Source organism: Luteimicrobium sp. DT211 (assembly GCF_049844995.1).
Taxonomy (GTDB): domain Bacteria; phylum Actinomycetota; class Actinomycetes; order Actinomycetales; family Cellulomonadaceae; genus Luteimicrobium.
The window spans coordinates 882,332-906,125 of sequence record NZ_JBNCMC010000001.1; the positions used below are offsets into that span (position 1 = coordinate 882,332).

Consider the following 23,794-nt stretch of genomic DNA (forward strand, 5'->3'; position numbering starts at 1 on the left):
GCGCGGGGTGTGCGAGCCGGGCGTCAGCCCTTCAACGCACCGGCGGCGATGTTCGCGATGAAGTGCCGCGACCCGATGAGGAACACCCCGACCAGCGGCACGACGCTCAGCAGCGCGCCCGCCATGACCATGCCGTAGTCGGTGTTGTAGAGGGAGTTCAGCTGTGACAGCGCCACCTGCAGGGTCTGCCTGCCCGGGTTGATCAGCACGACCAGCGGCCAGACGTAGTCGTTCCACGCGCCGATGAAGGTGAAGATGCCCAGGAATGCGAGCCCACCGCGCAGCATCGGGACGGCGATCGAGAAGTAGCAGCGGAAGAACCCCGCGCCGTCGATCCGCGCCGCCTCGAGGAGCTCGTCGGGGATCGCCCCCTCTGCGAGCTGGCGCAGCAGGAAGATGCCGAAAGCGTTCGCCGCACCCGGCACGATGAGGGCCTGGAGCGTGCCGATCCAGCCGAGGTGCGCCATGATCACGAAGTTGGGGACCAGCGACAGCTGGCCGGGGATCATGAACGTCACCAGCAGCAGACCGAACAGCGTGCGCTGGAACGGGAACGAGTACTTCGCGAACGTGAACGCCGCGAGCGAGTCGAAGAACATCACCAGCACGGCACAGGCGGTGGACACGATGATCGTGTTGCCGAGCGCTCCCAGCAGGTCGACGTTCTGGAACACGTGGTGGATGTTCGTCCACAGGTCAGGACCGAACGTCAGCTTCGGCGGGTAGCCGAAGATGTCGGCCGTCTTGTTCGTGGACATCACCACGAGCCAGTAGAACGGGAAGATCGACAGCAGCACACCGAGGATCAGTAAGCCGTGCTTGACGAGGGACGTCACGACCGTCGCACGGGGGCGGTGCCGTGTGCCGGGACCCCCGGGCCCCGTCGCCGGGTTGTCCGACTGCGCGTGCGGCTGCACCCGGACCGGGTCGACTGCTTCAGTGGTTGACACTGTTCTTCCTCCGTCCGTGGAACAGGCTGGGGTGGCGGTCGACGTTGCCGCGCAAGGACCCGCGCTCCCTGACGAGCCGCCAGTTGATGACGGCGAACAGCGCGGCGATGACGAACAGCGCCCAGCCGATCGCCGAGCCGTACCCGAAGTCGAACTGGGTGAACGCCTGGTTGTACTGGTAGAGGACGATCGTCATGCCGGACTCGTTCGGCCCCCCGCTCTCCGTCAGCAGCACCTGGGGCTCGGTGAAGAGCCCGAGGCCGCCGATCGTCGACGTGATCACCACGAAGAGGATCACCGGTCGCAGCAGCGGCACCGTGATCCGCGTGAACGTGCGCCAGATGCCCGCGCCGTCGACCTTGGCGGCGTCGTAGAGGTCCGGCGAGATCGACTGGAGGCCGGCCAGGAAGATGATCGCGTTGTAGCCGGTGTAGCGCCAGATCACCATGACCGAGATGGTGGTCTTGATGCCCCAGTTCGAGCTCAGCCAGGGGATCGCGTCGAGGTGCAGCGCTGTCAGGGCCGAGTTGACCAGGCCGAACGAGTCGGAGAACACCGAGCCGAAGACGATCGCCATCGCGACCATCGACGTGACGTTCGGCAGGAAGTACGCGACCCGGTAGAAACCCTTGAACCGGACGCTCTGGTGCAGCAGGAACGCCAGGATCAGGGCGAAGAACACCATCGGCACCGTCGACATGAACCAGATGATGAAGGTGTTCTTGACCGCGTTCCAGAACCGCGGGTCATGGAGCAGATAGGTGTACTGCTGCAGGCCGACGAACTTCATCGAGCCGACGCCGTCCCAGTCGTGGAACGAGATGTACAGCGAGAACACGATCGGGACGAGCCCGAAGACCAGGAACAGGAGGTAGAACGGCGAGATGGCCACGTACTGCGGCCAGAACCGCCTGATCGACGTCGGCTTCTGCTTGATGCTGGGCCCGGTCTGCAGGGGGGTCGCCGGGAGCGTCGTCGTCGCCGCCATCAGATCAGACCCTTCTTCTTGAGCTGGCGGTCCGCCTGCGCCATGGCGTCGTCCCACGCGCGGTCCGGGTCCTTGCCCTGCGTCTCGATGTTGGTCAGCTGGAGGTTGATGCCGTCACCGACCGCGCTCTCGTAGGGGCTGATGAAGGTCGTCGGCACCTCCTTGGCTGCCTCGACGAACGTCTGCGTGATCGGCTGGCCGCCGCAGAACTTGTTCGGTGCGTCGGGCTTGATCGAACGGAAGGAGTCGGGCGTCGACGGGAAGAGCTGGGACTCCTCGTAGGTGACGACCTGGTTCTCCGGCGAGGTCAGCCAGGTGATGAGCGCGAACGCCGCCTCGGGATCCTTGGACGTCTTGGGGATCGTGAGGAACGAGCCGCCGTTGTTGCCGGGTGGGCCGGGCTGGTGCGCGACCCCCCACTTGCCGGACTGGTGCGGCGCCGCGGCCTGCAGCTGGGGTCCCCACCAGACAGCCTCGACGTTGCTCACCGTGTGCCCGGCGGACAGCGACGAGTTCTTCTCGGTGTCCGTGTAGGCCTTCTGGGTGACATGGGCACGACTGGCCTTCACCGCGACGTCCCACGCCTTGCGCACGGCCGAACCTTCCTTGTCGTACAGCCGCGTGCCGTCCTTCGCGAAGTAGCGCTCCGCGCTCGCACCGAGCACGGCGTTGTACGCCTGCTGGGCGCTGATGATGATCGAGGCGTTCGTGTTCTTCCGGAGCTGCTTGCCGGTCTCGATCCAGGCGTCCCAGTCGGTCATCGCCGCGGTGACGGCGTCCGGGTCGCCGTCCAGGCCGGCCTTGTCCCAGATGTCGCGGCGGTACCAGAGCGCGGTGGGACCGGTGTCCATCGGCCAGAAGCACTGGCGGCCGGTCGACGTGACGCCGAGCGCCAGCTTCCAGTCGAGGTACTGGTCGCGGTACCTGTCCGCGCCGAGCTCGTTCATGTCGACGAACTGGTCCTCGAGCGGGAAGTACGTGTTGACGTTCGAGTTGAGTGCCGAGACGTCCGGGATGAAGGCACGGCCGGCGAGGCTCGTGCGCAGCTTGACGTCGAAGTTGCCGCCGATCTTGTCGACTTCGAGCCGGCGGTCGGTGCCCGGGATGCGCCTCCTGGCCTTGGCCAGGAGGCTGTCCGCGATGCTCAGGTTCCAGTACCAGAGCGTCAGGACGTCGGGGTTCGCCGAGACGGATACGGACGGGGCGCACCCGGACAAGGCCCCTGCCGCGGCCAGGCCCGCGATCCCCAGGGCGCCCGCCAGGAATGAGCGACGGGAGGGTCCTTCCACGTGTCACCAGCCTCTTCATCGAGTCGTGGTTCGCCAGGGCGAATCATCGTGAACGATCACGAATGGCGATGACCATGACACGGGCCAGACAACGGTGTCAAGGGATCCGCTGGCGTCGCTTCCGCCTTGATCGGCCGTGACAGGCCGATCCGGCGGCCGCTGTTGACGCAGGCCGCCCGGACTCCTTAGCCTCTGAGTACGTGAACGTTCACGGAAATGTTTCCCGCGTCGGCCGCACGCTGTCGTCGCCGAGGCGGGCATCCCCGAGCGAGCGTCCACCCCGCAGATCCCACCGGAAGGTTCCGAGCCCCATGCACGACACCAGCCCCGAGTACCTCGACGACCGCGCACCGGGGGGTGGCCTGCGCGCTCCGGCGAGGGCGTGGGTCGTGACGGACGCGCCGTCGTCGGAGCTCGGCGGGGAATGGCGGTTCCGCCTGCTCGACGCCGCCCCCGGAACCCCCGGCGGGGCCGCGGCGCTCCCGGCGGGCGAGCGGCCCGACGACGTCGCGGCCCCCGGCTACGACGACGCCACCTGGGACGACCTCACGGTGCCAGGGCACTGGGTGCTGCAGGGCGACGGACGTTACGGCCGGCCGATCTACACGAACGTCCAGTACCCCTTCCCGGTCGAGCCGCCGTACCCGCCCGACGCCAACCCGACGGGCGACCATCGGCGCCGCTTCACCCTGCCGGAGGACTTCAGCACCGCGGAGTCGGTGCTGCTGCGGTTCGACGGCGTCGAGTCGCGGTACCGGGTCTGGCTCAACGGGCAGGACGTCGGTTGGGGCGCCGGGAGCCGGCTCGTCCAGGAGTTCGACGTCACCGACCTGGTGCGGCCCGGGGAGAACCTCCTCGTCGTGCGCGTGCACCAGTGGTCGGCGTCGAGCTACCTCGAGGACCAGGACCAGTGGTGGCTTCCCGGCATCTTCCGCGAGGTCACGCTGCTCGCACGGCCCCACGGGCGCGTCGACGACCTGTGGCTGCAGGCCGACTTCGACCACGTCACGGGCCGGGGCCGGATCACGCCGTCCGTCACCGCACCGACCTCCGCCTACCCGGTGACGCTCTCCGTCCCGGAGCTCGGCGTCGAGGTCTCCTGGCAGAGCCCTGGCGACGTCGCTCCGGTCGAGGTCGAACAGGTCGAGCCATGGTCGGCAGAGGTGCCGCGGCTCTACGAGGCCACCGTCGCGTCGACGGGCGAGACGATCACGACCCGCCTCGGCTTCCGGACCGTGCGCATCGTCGGTGACCAGTTCACGGTCAACGGCCGACGGGTGGTCTTCCACGGCATGAACCGGCACGAGACGCACCCTGACCTCGGCCGCGTGTTCGACGAGGACTTCGTGCGCGCCGACCTGGCGATGATGAAGCAGTTCAACGTCAACGCGATCCGCACGAGCCACTACCCCCCGCACCCGCGCGTGCTCGCGCTGGCCGACGAGCTCGGGTTCTGGGTCGTGCTGGAGTGCGACCTCGAGACCCACGGGATGTGGGCCGACAGCTGGCGCGACAACCCCAGCGACGACCCGCAGTGGCACGACGCGCTGCTCGACCGCATCGAGCGCACCGTCGAGCGCGACAAGAACCACCCCAGCGTCGTGATGTGGTCGCTCGGCAACGAGTCGGGCACGGGCTCGAACCTGGCCGCGATGGCCGCCTGGGTGCACGACCGCGACGCGAGCCGCCCCGTCCACTACGAGGGCGACTACACCGGGGAGTACACCGACGTCTACTCGCGCATGTACTCCTCGGTCGCCGAGACCGCGTCGATCGGCGGCGACGGCAGCGACCTCTTGCTGCAGGGCTGCGACCTGGCGGAGTCGCGCCGGCAGCGCACCCTGCCGTTCGTCCTGTGCGAGTACGCCCACGCCATGGGCAACGGTCCCGGCGGCCTGAGCGAGTACGAGGAGCTCGTCGACAGCTACCCGCGCCTGCACGGCGGCTTCGTCTGGGAGTGGCGCGACCACGGGCTGCGCACCACCGCCCCCGACGGCACGGAGTTCTTCGCGTACGGCGGCGACTTCGGCGAGGTCGTGCACGACGGCAGCTTCGTCATGGACGGCATGGTGCTCAGCGACAGCACGCCGACGCCGGGGCTGCACGAGTTCAAGGCGGTCGTCGCGCCGGTCCGGCTGGAGCTGGAGCGCGAGAACGGGTCGGACGTCGTGCTCGAGGTGGCGAACCTGCGGCACAGCGCCGACACGTCCGACGTCCGCTTCGTCTGGCGCATCGAGCGCGACGGGCTGGGCGTGGCCGCGGGCGACGTCAAGACAGCAGACCCGGACGACGCCCTCGCGCCAGGCGAGCGCGGCCGCGTGCTCCTCGAGCTGCCGGACCTCGACCCAGCGCGGGAGGACGCCGGCCGGTTCGGCGTCGAGACCTGGCTCACCGTCGACGCCGTGCTGCGCGCCGACAGCCCGTGGGCCCCCGCCGGCCACGTGGTGTCGTCGGCCCAGCTCGCGCTGGGCGCGACGCCGGCGCGCAACCGCCTCTCGTTCGGCGGCCTCGGAAGGACGAGCAGCGCCGTCGGGCAGGGCGCAGATCACGGCCGGCGGCGCCTCGGGCCTGCCGCGTTCGACGGCGCGACGCTCGTCGAGCTGGCCGGACGGCCGGTCGCCGGGCCGTCGCTCAGCCTGTGGCGGGCGCCGATCGACAACGACAAGCTCGTGGAGACCTCGTGGCGTGAGGCCGGCCTCGACCGGCTGGTCGGTCGGGTCGAACGCGCCGAAGCCACGGACGACGGCGTCTCCACTCGGGTCCGGTACTCCGCTGCCGACAGCAAGCTCGCCGTCTGGATGGACACCCTGTGGAGGCCGCTCGACGACGGCACCGTCGCCGTGCGCATCGACGTCGCCCCCGGGCCCGGCTGGGACCTCGTCTGGCCGCGCATCGGGGTCCGCCTCGACGTGCCGGCCGACGTCGATCGTGCCGACTGGTTCGGGACGGGCCCGCTCGAGTCCTACCCCGACAGCCGCCGCGCCGCCCAGGTCGGACGGTTCACCGCGTCGGTCGACGACCTGAACGTGGAGTACGCGCGTCCGCAGGAGACCGGCCACCGCGGCGACGTGCGCCGGCTGGAGCTCACCGCCGGCACGGACCCGTGGCTCGTCGTCAAGGCCGTGCGTGACGGGCGTGGGCGCCTCCCAGGATTCACGCTCACCAGGCACACCGCCGAGGAGCTCACGGCGGCCGCGCACCCGCACGAGCTCCCGCCCGCCGACCGCCACCACCTCTATCTCGACGCCGTCCAGCACGGGCTCGGCAGTGCGTCGTGCGGTCCCGACGTCCTCCCGGACTTCGCCCTGCGGCCCCAGGCGCGCACGCTCACGTTCGTGCTCCGGGCGGCGACGTCGGACGGACTCTCGGGCGGGCAGGGCGCTGCTAGCGTGACGCCGTGAGCGTGACATCGTGAGCCAGGGATCGTCGGGGGCGGGCGGCACCGGGCAGGTCGGCGGAGGGCGGAACGGCTCCAAGCGGGCGACCGTCCTGGACGTGGCGGCCCGCGCCGGAGTCTCCCGCCAGACGGTCACCAGGGCGATGAACGACATGCCCGGCATCAACCCCGCGACGAAGCAGCGCGTGATCGCGGCCGCCAAGGAGCTGAAGTACCGGCCGAGCCGGTTCGGCCGGGGACTCGTCCTCGGGCACCAGCTCACGCTCGGCCTCGTCATCGACGACCTCACCAACCCGTACTACCCGGAGCTGGCGGCGAGCGTCATCACGACAGCCGCCGGGCGCGGCTGGAGCGTCGTCGTCACGGACTCGGCCCACAGCCCGAACGGGGTGACGTCGGCGCTCGAATCCCTCGTCGACCAGGTCGACGCGGTCGTCGGGTACATCCGCATCCCACCCGGCGACTTCGACGCCGTCTTCGGGGATCTGCCCGTCGTGGCGCTGGAGAGCGCCCCCGCGCCCGGTCATCGCGGGGTCATCGAGCTCGACTTCGGGCCGGGGATGCGCGCCGCCGTCGCCTACCTCCACGGTCGCGGCAGGCGGCGGATCGCCATGGTCGACATCGGCGTGCCCGGCACCTGGTCGGACCGGGAGCGCCACTACCGTGCGGCGATGACCGAGCTGGGTCTCGAGCCGACGGTCTACTTCGCCGACCAGTCCGTCGACGGTGGCATGGACGCGGCCCGGGCCGTACTCGCCGAGGCGCCCGACGTGGACGCGATCATCGCGTTCAACGACATCATGGCGTTCGGCATCATGAAGGAGCTGGCCCGGTCCGGGGTCGAGGTCCCGAAACGGTGCGCGGTGCTCGGGATCGACGGCCTGGCGATCGGGCGCGTCAGCACGCCCGAGCTGTCCAGCCTCGCGCTCGACCTCACCGAGGTGGGGAGGCTCGGCGTCGAGCTGGTCATCCAGATGCACTCCGGCGCGCTCCCACCCACCGGACAGGCGGTGCACCGCAAGGTCTCCCACTCGCTGCTGCTGCGCGAGTCCGCTTGACCGGCGACCGCGCCATGGGCGCGGCTCGACATGCCGCAGCGGCGCGCGAGGTGCGTGCGACCCCAGGACGTGCCACGGTCGAACCATGTGGTTTTTGTCATGGATCGTGATCGGCCTGATCATGGGCGCCATCGCACGGGCGATCCTGCCCGGGCGTGCCGCCGGCGGATGGTTCGTGACGCTCGTCGTCGGGGTGATCGGCGCGATCGTCGGCGGGTTCGTCGGGCGTGCGTTCGGCGCCGACCCCAACCAGCACTTCTGGTCGTTCTCGACGTGGTTCTGGGCGTTCGTCGGGTCGCTGATCGTCCTGTTCGTGTGGGGTCTGATCGCGGGGCGTCGGCGGACCTGAGCGTCCGGGGTGCCGCGCTCCCTGTGGATATCCGGGCCTGGCAGCACGCCGCCTATACGCTGGCAGCATGGAGGCTCCGGAACGTGAGGGGACGCCCGCGCTCTACACGCTGGGTGAGGCCGCGCGCATCGTCGACGTTCCTCCGACGACCCTCCGCAACTGGGCCCGGGGGTACGTCTTCAAGGGCACCGACGGCCGGCAGCACAGCTCGGCCGCGTTGATCACGACGACGGGCATCGGCCGCGGACCGGTGGTCCCGTTCGTCGGCCTCAGCGAGGCGTACGTGCTCAGCGCGTTCCGCGGCGCCGGCGTGCCCATGCAGCGGATCCGTCCCGCCATCGAGGTGCTCGAGCGCGAATGGGGAGTTCGAGCGGCCCTCGCGAGCGAACAGCTGCGCACCGACGGCGCCGAGATCCTGTGGGAGTACGGCAACGAGACCGCGGATCCGGAGCTACGGAACAGCCTCGCCGTCGTGCGCAACGGCCAGCTGGTGTTCCGCGACGTCATCGAGCACTACCTGAAGGCCATCACCTATCGCGACGGCGTGATCCGCCTGATCCGCCTTCCTCAGTTCGACACGGACGTGGTGGTGGACCCCCACCGGAACTTCGGGCAGCCCACGATCGCGAGCCGCGGCATCCGGGTCGACGACGTGCGTTCGCGGCTCTCGGCCGGCGAGTCCGCCGAGCTGGTCGCCGAAGACTTCCGGCTCGACCTCGCTGACGTGCTCGCACTGGCGGCCTGACGCGGCGATGGTCGAGCGCCCGCCGACGTTCTTCGTCGACCGCGGGCTGGGCTCCGTGATCCTGCCGCGCCTGCTTCGCGAGGCGGGCTCGTCGGTGACCACCATGGACGAGCGGTACGGCGCGGCGCGCAGCCAAGGGATCGCCGACGTCGACTGGATCCGTGACGCGAGCGAGCACGGCGACGTCCTGCGCACCAAGGACGTGGCCATCGCCCGGCGCCCTGTGGAGGCTCAGGTCGTGCACATGTGCGACGCGGCCGTCGTGACGGTCACGAACACACACCTGCCCGCCGCGACGACCGCACACTGGCTGCTGCGCCACGAGGCCGCGATCATGCGCTGGGCGGCACGGACAACGAGGCCGTTCGTGCTCGGGGTCTACGAGAAGCGCATCGCGCGGCTCAGGCTCCACTACCCGTGAGCACGACCCGAGTCGTCATCGCCTGGCTGCCCCGTCTCGCACCAGGCCCGCCTCGTACGCCGCGATGACGAGCTGCACGCGCCCGCGGCAGCCGAGCTTGCGCAGCACCTCGGAGACGTGCGACTTCACGGTCTCCTCGCCGATGAACAGCTCGCCGGCGATCTCCGCGTTCGACAGCCCGCGCGCGACCGCGAGCAGCACCTCGGTCTCGCGCGGCGTCAGGTCCGCGAGGGCGGCCGACGGCGTGGCGTCTCCGCCCGCGGCTGGCGGCTGGGAGCGCGCGGCCACGTCCTGGACGAGGCGGCGGGTGACGTTCGGGCCCAGAAGCATCGACCCGTCCGCGACGGCCCGCACGCCCTCCACCAGCCGGGCGGCCGTGACGTCCTTGAGGAGGAACCCGGACGCCCCCGCGTGGAGCGCGTCGTAGACGTACTCGTCGAGGTCGAACGTGGTGAGGATCAGCACCCGCGTCTCCGGGTGCTCCGCCACGATCCGGGTGGTGGCCGCGATCCCGTCGAGCACGGGCATGCGCACGTCGACGACGGCGACGTGCGGCTTCGTTCGCCCGACGAGCCCAAGGAGCCGCTCGCCGTCGGGCGCCGTACCGACGACGTCGAGGTCCGGCGCAGCGCCCAGCATCGCCGCGAACCCCTCGAGCACGACGGGCTGGTCGTCGGCTACGACGACGCGCGTCACCGCTGCCCCGCGTCGGTCGCGCTCAACGGCAGGCTGAGGCTCAGGACGAACGTGCCGTCGTCGACGGCGTGGTCCGCGGCGCCGCCCAGGGCCTCGGCGCGCTCACGCATGCCCAGCAGGCCGCGGGCGGGCGCCGGGGTCGCGGGTCCGCCGTCGTACGCGTTGGTGACGCGCACCCCGACGACGCCGGACCGGACCTCGACCTCGACACGCACCGGGTGGCCGGGTGCGTGTCGGCGCGCGTTGGTCAGCGCCTCCTGCACCGCCCGGTAGACGACGTAGCCCTGCGCCGCGGGAAGGTCCGGGACCGGGCCGACGAGCTCGACCCGCTGGCCGGCGTCCGTCGCTTCCGCGACGAGGCCCGCGACGTCCGCGCCGCCCGGCTGCGGCAGGCGCGGTGCGTCCTCGTGACCCGCGCGCTGGAGGATCGTCAGGACCTGGCGGAGCTCGTCGAGGGCGTCGCGGGCGTCGTTCGCGATGTCGCCCAGCACCTCGCGCGCCGTCGCGTCGAGCTCCGGGTGGACGTACGGCGCGCTCTCCGCCCGGACCGCCACGAGCGAGACGTGGTGCGCGACGACGTCGTGCAGGTCGCGGGCAGCGCGCGCCCGCTCGGACGTCGCCGCCTCCGCATCGAGCGCCTGGTGCGCCTCTGCCTCCGCCCGGATCGCGCGTGCGCGGACTCGTTGCTGCCAGCGCACGAGGATCCCCGTGACCGCGCACCCGCCGACCAGTAGCCCGATCGCGACGAGATACACGATGAGGGTCTGAGCCCGCAGTCCCGCATCGGTGCCGGCCGTGACGAGGCCCACCGGCAGGACCGCTAGCGCACCCGACAGGCAGTACCACTGGGCGGCAGCCACGACCACCGCGGTCATCGCGACCGCCGCATACCAGCGTCCCCGCTCGGCGTCGAAGGCGAGGATCGCCGCGACGAACAGAGCCCCGAGCCACCAGCCCCACACGAAGACGCCCGTGACACCGATCGACGCGAGGGGCAACGCCACGAGGACGGCGGCGAGCCACGGACGTGCCCGCGCCAACACGACGCCTGCCACGGCGAGCACCCCCATCACCAGGCTGACGTACAGGAGGACACCCGGGACGTAGCCGTCGCCGTAGACGACCCGCCACGTCTCCGCCGGCCGCGGCAGCAGACCCCCGACGGGCACCCAGACCATCGGAGTCGCGACCAGGAGCCCGCCGAGGAGGAGCCCAAGCAGGCCGGGCACGAGCCACGTCGACACGTAGCGCGCACGGCGGCCCGACGACGGCACGGCCGACGGCCAAGGCGGCCCCGACCGCGGACCGACATGGAGGGATCCGGCATCGGGAGCGACGGTGGCTTCGACCATGACCCGATCCTCCCGGGTCGCCTGCTACGTCGACCACCCTCGTCCGAGGGATCTTCGCTCCCCCGCGAGCCCTCGGCCGTGCAGCTCGCCGAGAAGCCGGATTCCGTTCAGCGACCGGCCGCTCACGAACGGATCTCGGTTCTCGAGGAGGTTGCAGGTCGGTCACGGGTCCGGGCGGGAGGCTGCGCCGTCGGGCGGGCGGTGGGACGCTCGCGGCATGACGACGCAGTCGCCGCCGCACGCGGTGCCGGGGTGGAAGCGCAGTCTGCAGCGCCGACGACGACGCCGGGTCGCGACCGCGGTGCTCGTCCCGGCGCTCGTGGTCGGCGGGTTCGTGACGTACGGCGTCGCGCACGGGCTGGCATCCGGGCCGCTCGACGTCGCAACCCTCCCGAAGGAGCCACTCTTCAGCCGTGGTGACACCGCGGTCGTGAACGGCACGCTCCACGGCTCGGTGGGGGCTGGGGCCGAGCGTGGCACCGCCTGCTTCTGGCTCGAGCTGCCGGACGGTGTGGCCGGCTACATCGAGTGGCCTCACGGGTGGTCCGCTGACGATCACCCACTCCGAATCCTCGACGACTGGGGCAGAGAGGTTGCGACGGTCGGCGACCAGCTCGAGGGCGCGGGTGCGGCCGGCGTCGGCGACGGACCCGCGGTCCACCTCCAGGGTTGCCCCCTGTCGCGCGCGACCGTCGCGCTCGGGACCGTCTCGCGCGGCGGGACCTGACCACCGAAGGCGGCCGACGCGCACCGGGGAGAGGAGATCTGCACGCCGGAGGCTTTCGTCGGCCGAACAGATCTCCCCTTCTCGCGGGTCCGCGTCGACGCAGCAGCCCGGCTCAGCTTGCCGACGTCGCCGCGAGAGTCGGCAGCAGGTCGTCGAGGCGCTGGTAGCCCTCGGTGAGCCCGCCCTCCATCCCGCTCGCGACCATCCCGTCGCGGTCCTCGACGCTCTGGTAGACGGCGCGGGTGCTGACGCGGGTGCGGCCGCCGTCGAGCGCCTCGAAGCGGGCCGACTCGAGGGCGACGTGCCCGGGGTAGCCGTCGAACTCGAAGGTCTGGACGACGAGCTCGGGCGAGACCGTGTGGAACGTGCCGCGGAAGCCGTACTCGGCCCCCTGAGGGTCGCGGTGGGCGTACGCCCAGGAACCGCCGCTGCGGGCGTCGTAGTGGTCGAGGACGATCTCGTACGCGCGCGGGCCGAGCCACTGCGCGACCAGGTCGCCGTCGGTGTGGGCGCGGAAGACCAGCTCGAGCGGCGCGTCGAACTCGCGGACGATGTCGATGAACGGCGTGCCGGGCTCGGCGGTGACGGTGGTCGGGTTGCGCTGTGCGTTCATGGCTTCGGTTCCTTCTGGACGAGTGACGCCAGGACGGCGTCGAGGCGGCGGTAGGTGCGCTCGGTGGCGAGCCGGAGCCCGTCGATCCACGACGTGAGCTCCTCCAGGGCCGCGGGGTCGAGGTGGCACGGTCGGCGCTGCCCGTCGCGCGTGCGGGTGATGAGCCCGGCGTGCTCGAGGAGCTGGACGTGCCGTGACACGGCCTGCTTGGTGATCGGGAAGAGCTCGGTGAGCTCGTTCACGGTCGCGGGGCCGCGCGAGAGACGGGCGACGATCGCGCGACGCACCGGGTCGGCGAGGGCCGTGAAGGCCTGGTCGAGCCGGGTGTCGCGAGCGTCGTCGTCGGTCATCGCATCCTTCTTAGTCAATCGTACGGTTGATCAACCGCTAGGTTGACTGTATGCCCGCCGCTGAGACTCGTCAACCCCTCCTGCCCGCCCGGCCGCCGAACACGGGCTCCCCGCCCGACGACGACGGGCTCCCCGCCCGTCCGGCGATCCGGACGGACGGGGAGCCCGTGTTCGGCGGAGGGTCGTTACTCCCGACGGCGGGTCCAGAGGGCCGCGAAGAACACCAGCAGGCCGAGCGCCAGGACGCCCGCGGCAATCAGCCCCAGGTGCAGGAAGTCAGCACCCGTGATCGCCAGCCCGCCGGTGCCGGCCTGCGTCGCTGTGCTCGACGGCGACGGCGACGGGGGCGGCGGCGTGGCTCCGAACGTGTTCGTGACGGTGATCGCCACGCTCGAACCCACCGGCACCGTCACCGTGCCCGGGTCGATCCGCGCGGAGTCGGCCCCGCCGTCGTCGGTCTCGGTCAGCGTGCAGGTCGCGTTCGCCGGCAGCCCGGCGTAGGTCGCGTCCTTCGTCGCCGAGACCGTGCGGATCGCGCCGCCCGGGACCATGACGTCCGTCAGCGTCCCGTCCACGTCGCGGGTGCAGGCCAGCGACACGGTGAACGTGTCGGACCGGTGGTCCGCCGCCCCGTCGCCGTCGAGCGCCTTGTGGACCACGATCGACCCGACGTCGAAGGTGTTGGTCACCGTGAACGTCGCCGTGGCGGGCGAGTCGTCCGGCCCCGGCACCGTCACGCCGTCCGCGGGCGACACCGTCGACGACGTCGCACCGCCCGCGCCGGGCTCGGTCACGTCGCAGTGCGCACCCGTCGGCAGGTCGCCGACCGTCCAGGTCAGGTCGCCCGGCTTCAGCTCGTGCGTCGCGTCGTACACGGGCGACGGGTCCGTGCCGTCGAGCGTGCACACGAGCCGCACCGTGAACGGGCCGGACCCCCACGCGTCGGCGCCGTCGCCGGCGAGCTCCTTCGTGACCTTCACGCTGCCCACGGTGTAGTGGTTCGTCACGGCCACCGTGTTGACGTCCGCGCCGCCCTCGTCGAGCACGAAGGTGCCCGAGGACGTCCCCGTGGTCGCGTCCCGCGCGTCACCGGTCTGCGTGATCACCATCGTGGTCGAAGGAGCGCCTTGCACGTCGGTCTCCTCGACCTGGCAGACCGAGTTCACCGGGACGCCCGTGACCGTGTGCGTCTCGCCGTCCTTCAGCGTGAAGCTCTGGTCGGCGTCAGCGAGCTGCTCGGTGCCGTTGAACTCGCACGTCGCCGTGAACCCGTAGGAGCCGGTGTAGTCGACCGCGTCGCCGCCGGAGTCCTTCGCGCCGCCGTCGTCGACCGTCTTCGACACCGTGAACCCGGTGTCGTCGTAGGTGTTCGTGACGACGAGCGTGTTCGCGTCGGGGTCGTCGCCCGGCAGGACGATGGTCGCCTGGCCGTCGTTCGTGACCGTGGTCGACGTGGCGCCGCCGTTGTCGTCCTCGGTCACGGTGCACTCCGAGCCGATCGGCAGGTCGGCCGTGGTGAACGGCGTCCCCGGCGTGATGTCGGTCTGGAAGGGCCCGGGGTTGGCCTGCGGGTCGTCGGGATCGACCGGGAGCGCGACCCGGTTGTCACCCTCGCCGTAGAAGCACTCGATCGTCACCGGGAACGAGTCGGGCGCCTGGTCGGCCGCGTCACCGGTCACGACCTTGTCGACGGTCAGCGGCGCCGCCCGGAAGACGTTGGTCGCCGCGACCCCGACGGTCGTCCCGTCACCGACGGTCACGGTCCTCGGGACGATCAGCACCACGGGAGGCTGCTCCTCGCCGCCGGGGAACTGCTCCGTGACCTGGCACGTCGCACCGGTCGGCAGCCCGTCCCACGTCCCCACCGGGTCCTCCGAGGGCGTGACCTGGATCGGGTTGTCGCCCGGGATCGGGACCTCTTGCTGGACGCCGTCGACCTCGCGGGTGCACGCGAGCGAGAACGTGTAGGTCGCGTCGAGCGCCTCCTGGTACTCGGTGCTGTCCGGGTCCAGACCCGCGATGCGCTTCGTGACCTGGATCGCGCCCTCGGTGAACGTGTTGGCCACGGTCACGACGCTCGGGTCGTCGGTGTCGTCGTCGCCCACCGTGAACGTCGCGTTGTCGATCGTCGTGTCGTTCGCGCCGCCGTCGTTCGGCTCCGTGACCGTGCACGACGCGCCGGTCGGGAGGTTCTCGACGGTCCACGTGAGGTCGTCTGGCGGGGTCAGCGTGTGGTCGGCGTCGTAGACCGTCGTCGGGTCTGCGCCGTCGAGCGTGCAGGTCAGGTGGACCGTGAACGGCCCCTGGCCCCAGTCGTCGGCGCCGTCACCGTCGACCGCCTTGGTGAGCTCGACCGAGCCGACGGTGTAGGTGTTCTCCACGTCGACCGTGTTGGTCACCTGGTCGTCCGCGTCAGGGGTGATCGTGAACGTCGACGACGTGCCGTCCGTGGGCTCGCCCGTGGCGTCGGCCGTCGTGGTGGTCGTCGTGGTCGACGCCGCACCGCCGGTGTCCGTCTCGGTCACGGTGCACTCGGAACCGGCCGGCAGCCCGTCGACGGTCTTGGACTCGCCGTCGTTCAGCGTGAAGGTCTGGTCGGCGTCCGGGACCACCTCGGTGTCGTTGAACGTGCACGACGCCGTGAACGTGTAGTCCCGCGTGTACGCGATCGGGTTGCCGTCCTGGTCGACCGCGCCGCCCGTGTCGACGGCCTTGCTGACGGTGAAGCCGCCCTCCTCGTACGTGTTCGTGACGGTCGCGCCGTTGATGACGTCCGGGTCGGTCGAGATCGGGTGCGCGATGTCCGTGCGGTTCGAGTAGTCGCGCAGCGCGGTGATCGGGCCGGACCGTGCCGGGAGGATCGGCGACGTCGGTTGGTAGGTGACCGTCGACCCCTGCGACGTGGGCTGCTCCTGGACGTAGCAGGTCGCGCCCCACGGGATCGTCACGTTCGACCACGCCGTGGTTCCCGGGTCGGAGCGGTCGTTGACCGTGATCGTCCCGTTCGCGGGCACGTCGACGACGCTCTTGTCGGCCCCGTTGGTGTCGAGGATCTGCACAGGTACGGGGACCGGTTCGTCGAACGCCCCCACGGACGTGCAGACGAGCTTCACGGGGTACGTGTCCGGCAGAGGGAAGTCGGTGCCCGGCGGCGTCACGACGTCCTTGGTGAGCTTGAGCGAGCCCGTCGCCATCGCGACGCCGACCTTCGGCGGCTCGGTGACCAGGCTCACGGGGTGCGTCACGTCGCCCGTGTCAGGGTCGACATAGACGCCCTGGGCTCCCTCGGCCACCTTGTTCCAGGCGATGGGCTCCTGGCCGGCCGTGGTCTGGGGGGCGTTGGCCGGCGTGCGGGTGTCGAACGTCAGCGCCAGGTCGTCGCCCGGGCCGAGGCCCTCGTTCGCGTCGTCGTACGTGAGGACCGCCTTGAGCGCGGTCGCCTGCGTGAGCTGGCTCTCGGGCGTGGTGCTCGTGACCTCCTGCCAGGTGCGGCCCTCGACGTCGCTCTGGCAGCCGCTGTAGTCGGGATCGCTCCAGTCGACGCCGCCCGGGGTGGTCTCGTTGAGGATGTCCGCCTCGTTGCACGCCTCGTCGAGGGTGTCGGTCGTGTAGAAGAGCTTCATCGGCGTCGTGTCCGTGACGGGCTGGCCGTCGTAGGTGAAGTTGCCGATGAGGCGGGGGCGCCACTCCGAGCCGCGGTCCGTCGGCACGACGACGCCGACGTCACCCGGCACCGGCAGCACGTCGATGCCCGCGACGATGTGGGCCGGGATGTTGCCGGCGTTGACCAGGCGGACCTGCCACCGCTCGACGCCGCCGGGGCGGGTGATCGGGACGCAGTGCTCGCCGTAGTAGATGACGTTCTCTTCGTAGTCCGGGACGCTGGGCTCCTGGCACCCGGACGCGTTCTCGTCGTTCGCGTTGACGTCCAGGACGCCCAGGTCGTCGTAGTTCGGGTCGCCCTCGCTCACGGCGGGGTCGCCGGCACCCACGCCCTTGACCGCCTTGGTGATGCGCAGCGGCGTGAGCGCGACGGGCTGCGTGGTGGTGTCGGCGGTGCAGTCGGTGACCTCGGTGGTCTGCGGGTTGTCGATCGAGGCGTTGTGGGTGCTGTCGCACGTGTCGTAGATGCGGTCGTCGGAGACGGTGACGGAGTTGGTCACGTTGGTGCCGGGGTCGACCGGGTCGGTCCCGCCCCGGTACTCGAGCGGCGTGTCCACGACGATCGCCTCGCCCGGCTGGAGGACGAAGTCGTCCGGCAGGGTGACGGCGATCGTCGGGGCGCCGTCCGCGTCCATGCAGTACTGGGCGCTCGCACCCTCGATCGGCGTCGTGCCGTCCGCGTTCCTGAGCTGGACCGTGAAGTCGTCCTGCGTCGCGCACGTCCCGTTGTCAGGGATCTCGCCGGAGGTGGGGACCAGCGACGGCTCGCCGCCGTCGGTCGGCAGCGAGTCGACGATCGTCACGCCCGTCTGCGGCCACTGGCCGTTGTTCGTCACGACGAACGCATAGGGGATGGGGCTGTTCGGGTTCTCGTCGCGGGGCTGGTCGCCGTCGCCCGGCGTCTTGGTGATGGTCACCTGGTTGGTCAGGTGCTGCAGGAGCGTGTCGTCGGTCGCGTCGTCGTCAGCGGTCCAGGCCTGCTGCCCGTTGTTCCACGAGCCGTCGGCGTGCACCTGCTGCGTGTTGGTGGTGTAGCCGAGCTTCGTCTCGCCGGGCGCGATCTCGTTGGTCGACAGGTCGGACGGGACCGGGGTGTCGGTCGCGCCGTCCACGCCGTACCGGAGGAACTCGCGCTGCGTCGCCTTGAACGCGCCCGTAGCCGTCGGGTTGGACGGGTGCTCCCAGTTGGGCAGGTCCGCGCCGCCGTCGAACGTGTAGCGCAGGCCCTGGACCTGACCGTTCGTGACGCCGGCCGGCAGCGCCGGGCTGTTCGCGTCCGAGGGCGTCCCCAGCTCCCAGCAGGCGGTCAGGTCGGTGTCGCCGTTGCACGTCTGGACGAGCGTGCCGTTGTCGAGCGCGTAGTCGACGCCGACGAGCGCGTCGACCGTGACCCGCGCGATCGGGGTCGCGTTGTTCGTGGCTGCGAACCCGTTGAAGTCGAACGCGTTCCAGAACCGCGGGTCGTCGTCGGTGATGGTGAGCTTCTTGGTGCGCACCGTGCCGGTCGGCTTGCCGGTGAGGGTGACCGTGTAGTCGTTGTCCGAGCCCTCGTACCGGCTCGCCGGGTCGATGTTCTTCGTCGCGTCGACGCCGTAGGTCGGCGCCACGATGTTGACCGTGTCGTTGGCAGTGTCGGTTGCGGTGGCTTCCGGGTTGGTCGCCGAGGCGAACGAGTAGTTGTCGACCGCGTCGCCCTCCGTGATCGGTGTGCCGTCGCCGCGGTGGTCCGCCCGCAGCTGCATGTCGAGGACGACCCGGGCCGGCGTGGTGTCGTCGGTGGTGGTGACCATGAGGCCGTGGAACACCACGCGCACGCCCGTCACGTCCGCAAGGTCACCGGCGGTGAGGGCGAGCGCCGCGTCGGCCGTGATCGCCGGGTCCTCCGTCCCGCCGCGCGTCAGGAAGACCTCGGTCTTGCTCGCGTCGGCACCCGTGGGCGCGTCGATCGTCCGGAACCCCGTGAGGTTCATGAGGTCGAACGTGTTCGAGTCGTTCGCCGGCGCAGGTGCCGGGTCCTGGATCGTCATGGTCCGGACCTTGGCGTTCGTGGTGTTGTCCGCCGTGAGGGTCAGGGTGTCCTTCGGGTAGTCGCCCGCGGCCGTGCCCTCGGGCGGCAGCCCGAGGGTGTCCTCCTCGAACTGCTTGGTGGTCGTGACGTTGACCGGGCGGTCGGTGATGGTGATCACGGCCGAGTCGGTGTCGTGATAGTCGGCCGGGTCGGTCGTCGGGGTGTCGAGCGCCCAGCTGTCCATGCCGACCGTGTTCGACACCAGGCCGTCCGTGCCCGTGTTGTAGGTCTGCTGTCCGTTGTCGGGGTCGTTGCCGAGCACCGGGTCGCCGGACACCCGCATGTCCTGCCGGATGCGGAACACCAGGTCGACGGGGCGGTCGTTCCCGACGGAACCGGCGACGCCGGAACCGACGGGCGGGTCGTTGGGGGAGGTGATGCGCGAGGCGCGCGTCGGGCTCTCGACGAACGTCAGCCGCACGCTGAGCGTGGTGTCCTGCTCGGCGGCGCTCAGCGTGTAGCCGCCGAACGTCCCGTCGCACCCGTTCGCGCAGGCTGCGGCCGTGATGTCGACCCACCCCCCGGTCGCCGAGGAGAAGAGCTCGACCTTCGACACCTGGTCGAACGCGATGAGCGGGTCGGTGGTCGTGGTGATCGGGGCGATCCGGACGAGGTCGAACGCGTCGTACACCGTGTCCGCGACGGCGTCGCCCGTCGCCGGGCTGGGCACGTCGGCGAGCTGCACCTGGCTCATCGGGTACCCGCCCGTACCCCAGGAGACCCGGGCTGTGCGCTCGTCGTCGGTGAGCGCCGGGACCAGCACCCCGGAGTCCAGGACGTCGCCCGTGTCGGGGTCGACCCAGCCCTTGTCGACGGAGTCGCCGGGCCCGCTGCCGTCCGTCGGGTCGACGGTGATGTCGGCGGAGTCGTCGTCGGTCACCGGGCTCGTGTCGGCGTCCGGGTTGTCGACCTGCGACTCGACGTCGTTCGTGTAGGTCACCGGGTCCGTGCCCGTCGGGAGCGCGGACGTGCTCGGGTCGCTGCGCAGCGTCCCGCGGTGGGTGAACGACATGTAGGGCTCGACCTTGAAGCCGGGCGGGAGCCCCGCGTCCGGGTCGGTGGGCTCGAAGTCGAACTGGATGCCCTGGATGTCGTCGGGGCTCGGGTCGGAGCCGACCTGGTAGGTCCACGGCGACTGGTCGGACGTGATGGGGCCGGCGAGCGGCACCCACGCGGAGCCGTTCCAGTAGTTGACCTGGAGGGTCGAGCCGGCCGGGATGTCCATCGGGCCGATGGACGTGAGGTTCATGTGGTCCCAGAACTCGGTCGGCGTCGCGCCCGGGTTCGCGGGGTCGGACACGATGAGGTCGTCCGACGGGACGGTCGACGTGGCGTCGCACGTGCCGGCGTCGACCTGGGTCTGCCCGCACACCTCGGCGGGCAGCTCGACGACCGTCCGGGCGCCGGGGACGCCCAGGATCTCGTCGGGCGTGAAGATCTTGTCCACGTTCGTGTCGATGCGGGCCGGCTGGCGTGTGATGTCGTCCGAGGCGTCGTCCGTGCCGGTGGAGCCGTCGGCGGCGGTGACGTCGGTGGTCGTCGTGTTCGTCGTCGTGACGTCGTCCTCGCCGGGCACGGCCTGTGCCGTCACGTCGAAGGGCACGTTCGCGAAGTCGCCCGGCTCGATGCCGTTGGGGTCGTCGCTCGTGAACGTGATCGTGAAGCCCGTGACCTGGTCGTTCCCCTGGGCGGTCGGCGGCGGGAAGGCGTCGCGCGTGTCGGACTCGACCGTCTGCGTGCTGCCGTCGGCGAACGTGTACTCGATCGAGACGTGGTCCGCGCCTGCTGGCCAGGCCGCGTCGGAGCCGAACCCGCCGAAGGTCAGGCCCTGGTCGGCGAGGTCGTCCTGACCGTCCGTCGGGTCGGAGATCACCATCGTCGAGACGGGCCGGTCGCCGACGACCGACCGGACGGTCGCGGTCGTCGACTCGCCCGCGAGCAAGTGGTCGTCGTCGAAGCTCTTGCTGGTGGTGACGGTCGGCGGCTCGCTGACGATGTCGACGGCGGCGTCGTCGGTGGCGGAGTCGTCGCCGTCGGGTGACGTCACGTCGGACTGCGCCGTGTTCGTCACCGTCTCGGTCTCGCCGTCCGGGATGTCGGCGACGTTGTCGCGCGTCTCGGTGGCCAGGACGATCGTCGCGTCGTCGTCGATCGGGATGCCGTCCGCGCCGGTGAACGTGAAGGACAGCCCGTGGACGTCGCTCAGCGGGTCGATCCCCGTCAGGAGATCGTTCGGGTCGGACGGGATCGCGCCGTCGTAGCCCTGATGGGTGGCGCCACCGGCATCCGTCCACTCCACGGAGACGTGGTCGGCGCCGTCGGGCGGCGTGAACGACGAGATGCCCGTGACCGCGAGGTACTCGAACGGATCGGCGCCCCCGTCGGACGGGTCCGAGACGACGAGCGAGTCGACCGCCTCGTTCGAGGTGTTCGTCGCGTGGATGGTGAAGCTGACCGGCTGGCCCGCCACCGCGGGAACGGACGAGGTGCTGGCGTCCTTCGTGACGGTCGTGGCGATGGTGGTCGGGACGTCGATCGTCACGTCGGCCGTGTCGGAGTCCGAGTTGCCGCCGTCCTGCGTGACGTTCGCGGTGTTGGTGACCGTTCCGTTGTAGTCGGCCGTCGCGTCGTCGGGCACGCGCGCCTGCACGCTGACGGTCGCGGTCGTGCCGGGCGCCATGCCCGGGTTGCCGTCCTCCTGCACCTGGGTCGCGTCGACGACGACGTGCGTGCCACCGTCGCCGTCGGAGCCCGCAGTGGAGTAGGTGCCGCCGCCCGCGGTGGTGACCTGGATGGCGTCGTCGCCGTCGAGCACGAGGGGCGCCGGGAGCGTGTCGGTGAGCTCGGCGGCCGCGCACGGGTCCGACTGGCACGTGACCTGCATCGTGAACGTCATCGTGTCGCCCGGCCCGTAGGGCCCGGGCGAGTCGACGGACTTGGTCACCTCGAGCGTGCCGCCGACAGCGTCGGCCGCGGGCGCGAGCACGATCCCCGCGACCGTCAGCGGCAGCGCGAGCGCGAACGCGAGCACGGATGCGATGAGTGTGCGGGTCTTCGTCACACGTCCCCCAGACGACAGGCCGATCGACCGGCCCCCCGGTCGCTGCGCACCACTCTGTCCGCAGTTGGGGCAGGTCACCACCGGAACGACGGGAAACCACCCCGAACGGAGGATCCCCCGATCCGTGCCCTCGTGTCCGGTTTGGCCTCGTCGCTCCTGCCCGCCACGCTAGGAGACTCCGCGCGGGGCCGCACGCCGAACGCTCGCGACCACGCGGTCCCCGCCCGCCGACCACGGGCTGCCGGGCCGTCAGCCCGAGCTGACGGTCGCCGACCGCGTGTTCGGCGAGAGGAGAGCGCGTGTTCGGCCGGCGGCCTGGGACGCTGTGCACATGGACGTGACGACGACAGCCGGTGCCGTGGTCGCCGTCGTCGTCCTCGTGGCGGTGCTGGTGTTCGCCGTCGTCCGCCCGCGCGGCCTCCCGGAGGCGGCGGGCGCGCTGCCGGCGGCCGTCCTCGTCGTCGCGCTCGGCCTCGTCCCGTGGTCCGACGCGCTCGACGAGGCCCGCACCCTCGGCCCGACGGTCGGCTTCCTCGCCGCGATCCTCGTGCTGGCGGAGCTGGCGCGCGAGGAGGGCGTCTTCGCGTGGGCGGGCGGCGTCATGGCGCGCGGCTCCCGCGGCAGCCCGCGCCGGCTGCTGGCCGCGGTGTTCGTCATCGCGTCGCTCACCACCGCGGCGCTGAGCCTCGACGCGACGGTCGTCCTCCTGACGCCCGTCGTCCTCGCGACGGCCACGCGGATCGGCGCCCGGCCCGCGCCCGGCGTCTACGCGAGCACGCACCTCGCGAACACGGCGTCGACGCTCCTGCCGGTCTCCAACCTCACGAACCTCCTGGCGTTCGGCGCCAGCGGGCTCACGTTCGCCGGGTTCGCGGGGCTCATGGCCCTCCCGTGGCTCGCGACGGTCGCGGTCGAGTACGGCGTGTTCCGCTGGTGGTTCCGCGGCGACCTCCGCACCCCCGCCCACCCCGTGCCCGACGGCGACCCCCACCCCGCGCCCCGGTTCGCCCTCGCGGTGCTCGCCGCGACGCTCGTCGGGTTCGCCGTCGTCGAGCCGCTCGGCGTGGCTCCCGCGTGGGTCGCCGCGGCCGGCGCCCTGGTGCTGGCCGCGCCCCGCCTCCGGCGCGCCCCGCGACGCGAGACGGCCGCCGTCGTGCGGGCTGCGAACGTGCCGTTCCTCGTGTTCGTCGTCGCGCTCGGGGTGGTCGTGCTGGCGGTGCGGAACGGCCCGGTCGGCGACGGCGTCGCGCACCTCGTCCCCGACCGGGCCGACCTGCTCGGTCTGCTCGCCGTCGCGGGGCTCGCGGCGCTGCTCGCGAACCTGCTCAACAACCTGCCCGCCACGCTCGTCCTCGTCCCGCTCACCGCGCACTCCCCCGGCCTCGTGCTCGGGGTGCTGCTCGGCGTCAACATCGGCCCGAACCTCACCTACGTCGGCTCGCTCGCCACCCTGCTCTGGCGGCAGGTCCTCCACGCGCACGACCACGCGCCGTCGGCCGGGCGGTTCGTCCGCCTGGGGCTGGCGACGGTCCCCGCGTGCCTCGTCGTCGGCGTCGCGGCACTCTGGGTGGGGCTGCGGGTCACCGGCCGATGACGAACGAAGGGACCACCATGCGCGTGCTCGTCTGGCTCACGGAGGGCACGTGGGAGGCCGCGGTCGACGCCGCCCGCGAGCTCGCGTCGGGCCGCGACGCCGAGGTCGTCCTCCTCCACGTCGACGACGTCGCCACCGCCGACGCCTGGAGCGCCGCGTCCGCCGGGCTGCTCGGGCGGGGCGGGGCGGCGCCCTCGGCCACGCCGCTGGCGGGCGCCACCCGGCAGCTCCTCGAGGCCGCGGAGCTCCGCCTCGGCCTCCCGTCGAGCACGGACGAGCGCGCGCCGCACGGGCACGAACGCGTCGAGACCGTGGTCGTCGACGCGTGCCGCGACGCGGACGTCCTCGTGTGCTCGCGCGACGGCGACCGGCCCGGGCCGCACAGCCTCGCCCCGCCCACCCGGTTCGTCGTCGACCACGCGCCGTGCGACGTCGTCCTGGTGTGGGCCCGGGGCTGACCCTGCTGCCGGGCG

The 23,794-nt window shown here is 71.5% G+C and carries 16 protein-coding genes; 8 read left to right on the top strand and 8 right to left on the bottom strand.

The features are described 5' to 3' along the window. Positions 1–23: 23 nt before the first annotated feature. Genes ACLQ14_RS04035 through ACLQ14_RS04045 form a run of 3 tightly spaced genes read right to left on the bottom strand, consistent with a single transcriptional unit; the run spans position 24 to position 3,227 of the window. Complete coding sequence (locus tag ACLQ14_RS04035) at positions 24–950, bottom strand: carbohydrate ABC transporter permease (RefSeq protein WP_425810118.1); 927 nt, start codon at positions 948–950, stop codon at positions 24–26. Continuing rightward, positions 937–1,938 (bottom strand): carbohydrate ABC transporter permease, encoded by a 1,002-nt coding sequence (locus ACLQ14_RS04040; RefSeq protein WP_425810120.1) that lies wholly within the window; start codon positions 1,936–1,938, stop codon positions 937–939. Before ACLQ14_RS04040 ends, ACLQ14_RS04035 begins: the two co-directional genes overlap by 14 nt. Then, complete coding sequence (locus ACLQ14_RS04045; protein ID WP_425810122.1) at positions 1,938–3,227, bottom strand: extracellular solute-binding protein; 1,290 nt, start codon at positions 3,225–3,227, stop codon at positions 1,938–1,940. Before ACLQ14_RS04045 ends, ACLQ14_RS04040 begins: the two co-directional genes overlap by 1 nt. A 311-nt stretch (positions 3,228–3,538) precedes the next feature. Between ACLQ14_RS04045 and ACLQ14_RS04050 the strand changes: the two genes are divergently transcribed. The 5 genes from ACLQ14_RS04050 (at position 3,539) to ACLQ14_RS04070 (ending at position 9,197) form a co-directional block, all read left to right on the top strand. Further along, on the top strand, positions 3,539–6,628 hold the full coding sequence (locus ACLQ14_RS04050) for a glycoside hydrolase family 2 TIM barrel-domain containing protein (protein ID WP_425810124.1): 3,090 nt from the start codon (positions 3,539–3,541) through the stop codon (positions 6,626–6,628). A 10-nt stretch (positions 6,629–6,638) separates the two neighbouring features. After that, entirely contained in the window at positions 6,639–7,682 is a 1,044-nt protein-coding gene (locus ACLQ14_RS04055; protein WP_425810126.1) for a LacI family DNA-binding transcriptional regulator, read from the top strand. An 85-nt stretch (positions 7,683–7,767) separates the two neighbouring features. Then, positions 7,768–8,031 (top strand): GlsB/YeaQ/YmgE family stress response membrane protein, encoded by a 264-nt coding sequence (locus ACLQ14_RS04060; RefSeq protein WP_425810128.1) that lies wholly within the window; start codon positions 7,768–7,770, stop codon positions 8,029–8,031. 67 nt (positions 8,032–8,098) lie between these two features. After that, entirely contained in the window at positions 8,099–8,776 is a 678-nt protein-coding gene (locus tag ACLQ14_RS04065) for a DUF433 domain-containing protein (protein WP_425810130.1), read from the top strand. Positions 8,777–8,783: 7 nt separating this feature from the next. Further along, positions 8,784–9,197 carry a hypothetical protein gene (locus ACLQ14_RS04070; protein WP_425810132.1) on the top strand — a complete coding sequence of 138 codons (414 nt, stop codon included), beginning with the start codon at positions 8,784–8,786 and terminating at the stop codon, positions 9,195–9,197. A gap of 15 nt (positions 9,198–9,212) precedes the next feature. On the opposite strand, the gene ACLQ14_RS04075 is transcribed toward ACLQ14_RS04070, so the two are convergent. Together ACLQ14_RS04075 and ACLQ14_RS04080 are read right to left on the bottom strand one after the other, a co-directional pair. Continuing rightward, the gene (locus ACLQ14_RS04075) at positions 9,213–9,893 is read right to left on the bottom strand and encodes a response regulator (protein ID WP_425810134.1); all 681 of its coding nucleotides are present in this window, start codon (positions 9,891–9,893) and stop codon (positions 9,213–9,215) included. Continuing rightward, positions 9,890–11,245: a sensor histidine kinase gene (locus ACLQ14_RS04080; RefSeq protein WP_425810136.1), complete on the bottom strand. Its 1,356-nt coding sequence runs from the start codon at positions 11,243–11,245 to the stop codon at positions 9,890–9,892. Before ACLQ14_RS04080 ends, ACLQ14_RS04075 begins: the two co-directional genes overlap by 4 nt. A 217-nt stretch (positions 11,246–11,462) precedes the next feature. On the opposite strand from ACLQ14_RS04080, the gene ACLQ14_RS04085 reads away from it, so the two are divergent. Then, positions 11,463–11,972, top strand: a complete 510-nt coding sequence (locus tag ACLQ14_RS04085; protein WP_425810138.1) for a hypothetical protein — start codon at positions 11,463–11,465, stop codon at positions 11,970–11,972. 112 nt (positions 11,973–12,084) lie between these two features. On the opposite strand, the gene ACLQ14_RS04090 is transcribed toward ACLQ14_RS04085, so the two are convergent. The 3 genes from ACLQ14_RS04090 to ACLQ14_RS04100 form a co-directional block, all read right to left on the bottom strand. Then, positions 12,085–12,585: an SRPBCC family protein gene (locus ACLQ14_RS04090; RefSeq protein ID WP_425810140.1), complete on the bottom strand. Its 501-nt coding sequence runs from the start codon at positions 12,583–12,585 to the stop codon at positions 12,085–12,087. Then, complete coding sequence (locus ACLQ14_RS04095; protein WP_425810142.1) at positions 12,582–12,935, bottom strand: ArsR/SmtB family transcription factor; 354 nt, start codon at positions 12,933–12,935, stop codon at positions 12,582–12,584. The genes ACLQ14_RS04090 and ACLQ14_RS04095 overlap by 4 nt, the downstream gene beginning before the upstream one ends. 185 nt (positions 12,936–13,120) lie before the next feature. Continuing rightward, the gene (locus ACLQ14_RS04100) at positions 13,121–21,727 is read right to left on the bottom strand and encodes a DUF5979 domain-containing protein (protein WP_425810144.1); all 8,607 of its coding nucleotides are present in this window, start codon (positions 21,725–21,727) and stop codon (positions 13,121–13,123) included. Positions 21,728–22,058: 331 nt separating this feature from the next. Between ACLQ14_RS04100 and ACLQ14_RS04105 the strand changes: the two genes are divergently transcribed. After that, positions 22,059–23,321: an ArsB/NhaD family transporter gene (locus ACLQ14_RS04105; protein WP_425810146.1), complete on the top strand. Its 1,263-nt coding sequence runs from the start codon at positions 22,059–22,061 to the stop codon at positions 23,319–23,321. 17 nt (positions 23,322–23,338) lie between these two features. Next, entirely contained in the window at positions 23,339–23,779 is a 441-nt protein-coding gene (locus ACLQ14_RS04110; RefSeq protein WP_425810148.1) for a universal stress protein, read from the top strand. Positions 23,780–23,794: the final 15 nt, after the last annotated feature.

Excerpts from the sequence above, each read along its gene's own strand:
- ACLQ14_RS04040 (WP_425810120.1), bottom strand. The coding sequence starts at position 1,938 with ATGGCGGCGACGACGACGCTCCCGGCGACCCCCCTGCAGACCGGGCCC.
- ACLQ14_RS04050 (WP_425810124.1), top strand. The coding sequence starts at position 3,539 with ATGCACGACACCAGCCCCGAGTACCTCGACGACCGCGCACCGGGGGGT.
- ACLQ14_RS04060 (WP_425810128.1), top strand. The coding sequence starts at position 7,768 with ATGTGGTTTTTGTCATGGATCGTGATCGGCCTGATCATGGGCGCCATC.
- ACLQ14_RS04065 (WP_425810130.1), top strand. The coding sequence starts at position 8,099 with ATGGAGGCTCCGGAACGTGAGGGGACGCCCGCGCTCTACACGCTGGGT.
- ACLQ14_RS04070 (WP_425810132.1), top strand. The coding sequence starts at position 8,784 with ATGGTCGAGCGCCCGCCGACGTTCTTCGTCGACCGCGGGCTGGGCTCC.
- ACLQ14_RS04080 (WP_425810136.1), bottom strand. The coding sequence starts at position 11,245 with ATGGTCGAAGCCACCGTCGCTCCCGATGCCGGATCCCTCCATGTCGGT.
- ACLQ14_RS04085 (WP_425810138.1), top strand. The coding sequence starts at position 11,463 with ATGACGACGCAGTCGCCGCCGCACGCGGTGCCGGGGTGGAAGCGCAGT.
- ACLQ14_RS04090 (WP_425810140.1), bottom strand. The coding sequence starts at position 12,585 with ATGAACGCACAGCGCAACCCGACCACCGTCACCGCCGAGCCCGGCACG.
- ACLQ14_RS04095 (WP_425810142.1), bottom strand. The coding sequence starts at position 12,935 with ATGACCGACGACGACGCTCGCGACACCCGGCTCGACCAGGCCTTCACG.
- ACLQ14_RS04105 (WP_425810146.1), top strand. The coding sequence starts at position 22,059 with ATGGACGTGACGACGACAGCCGGTGCCGTGGTCGCCGTCGTCGTCCTC.
- ACLQ14_RS04110 (WP_425810148.1), top strand. The coding sequence starts at position 23,339 with ATGCGCGTGCTCGTCTGGCTCACGGAGGGCACGTGGGAGGCCGCGGTC.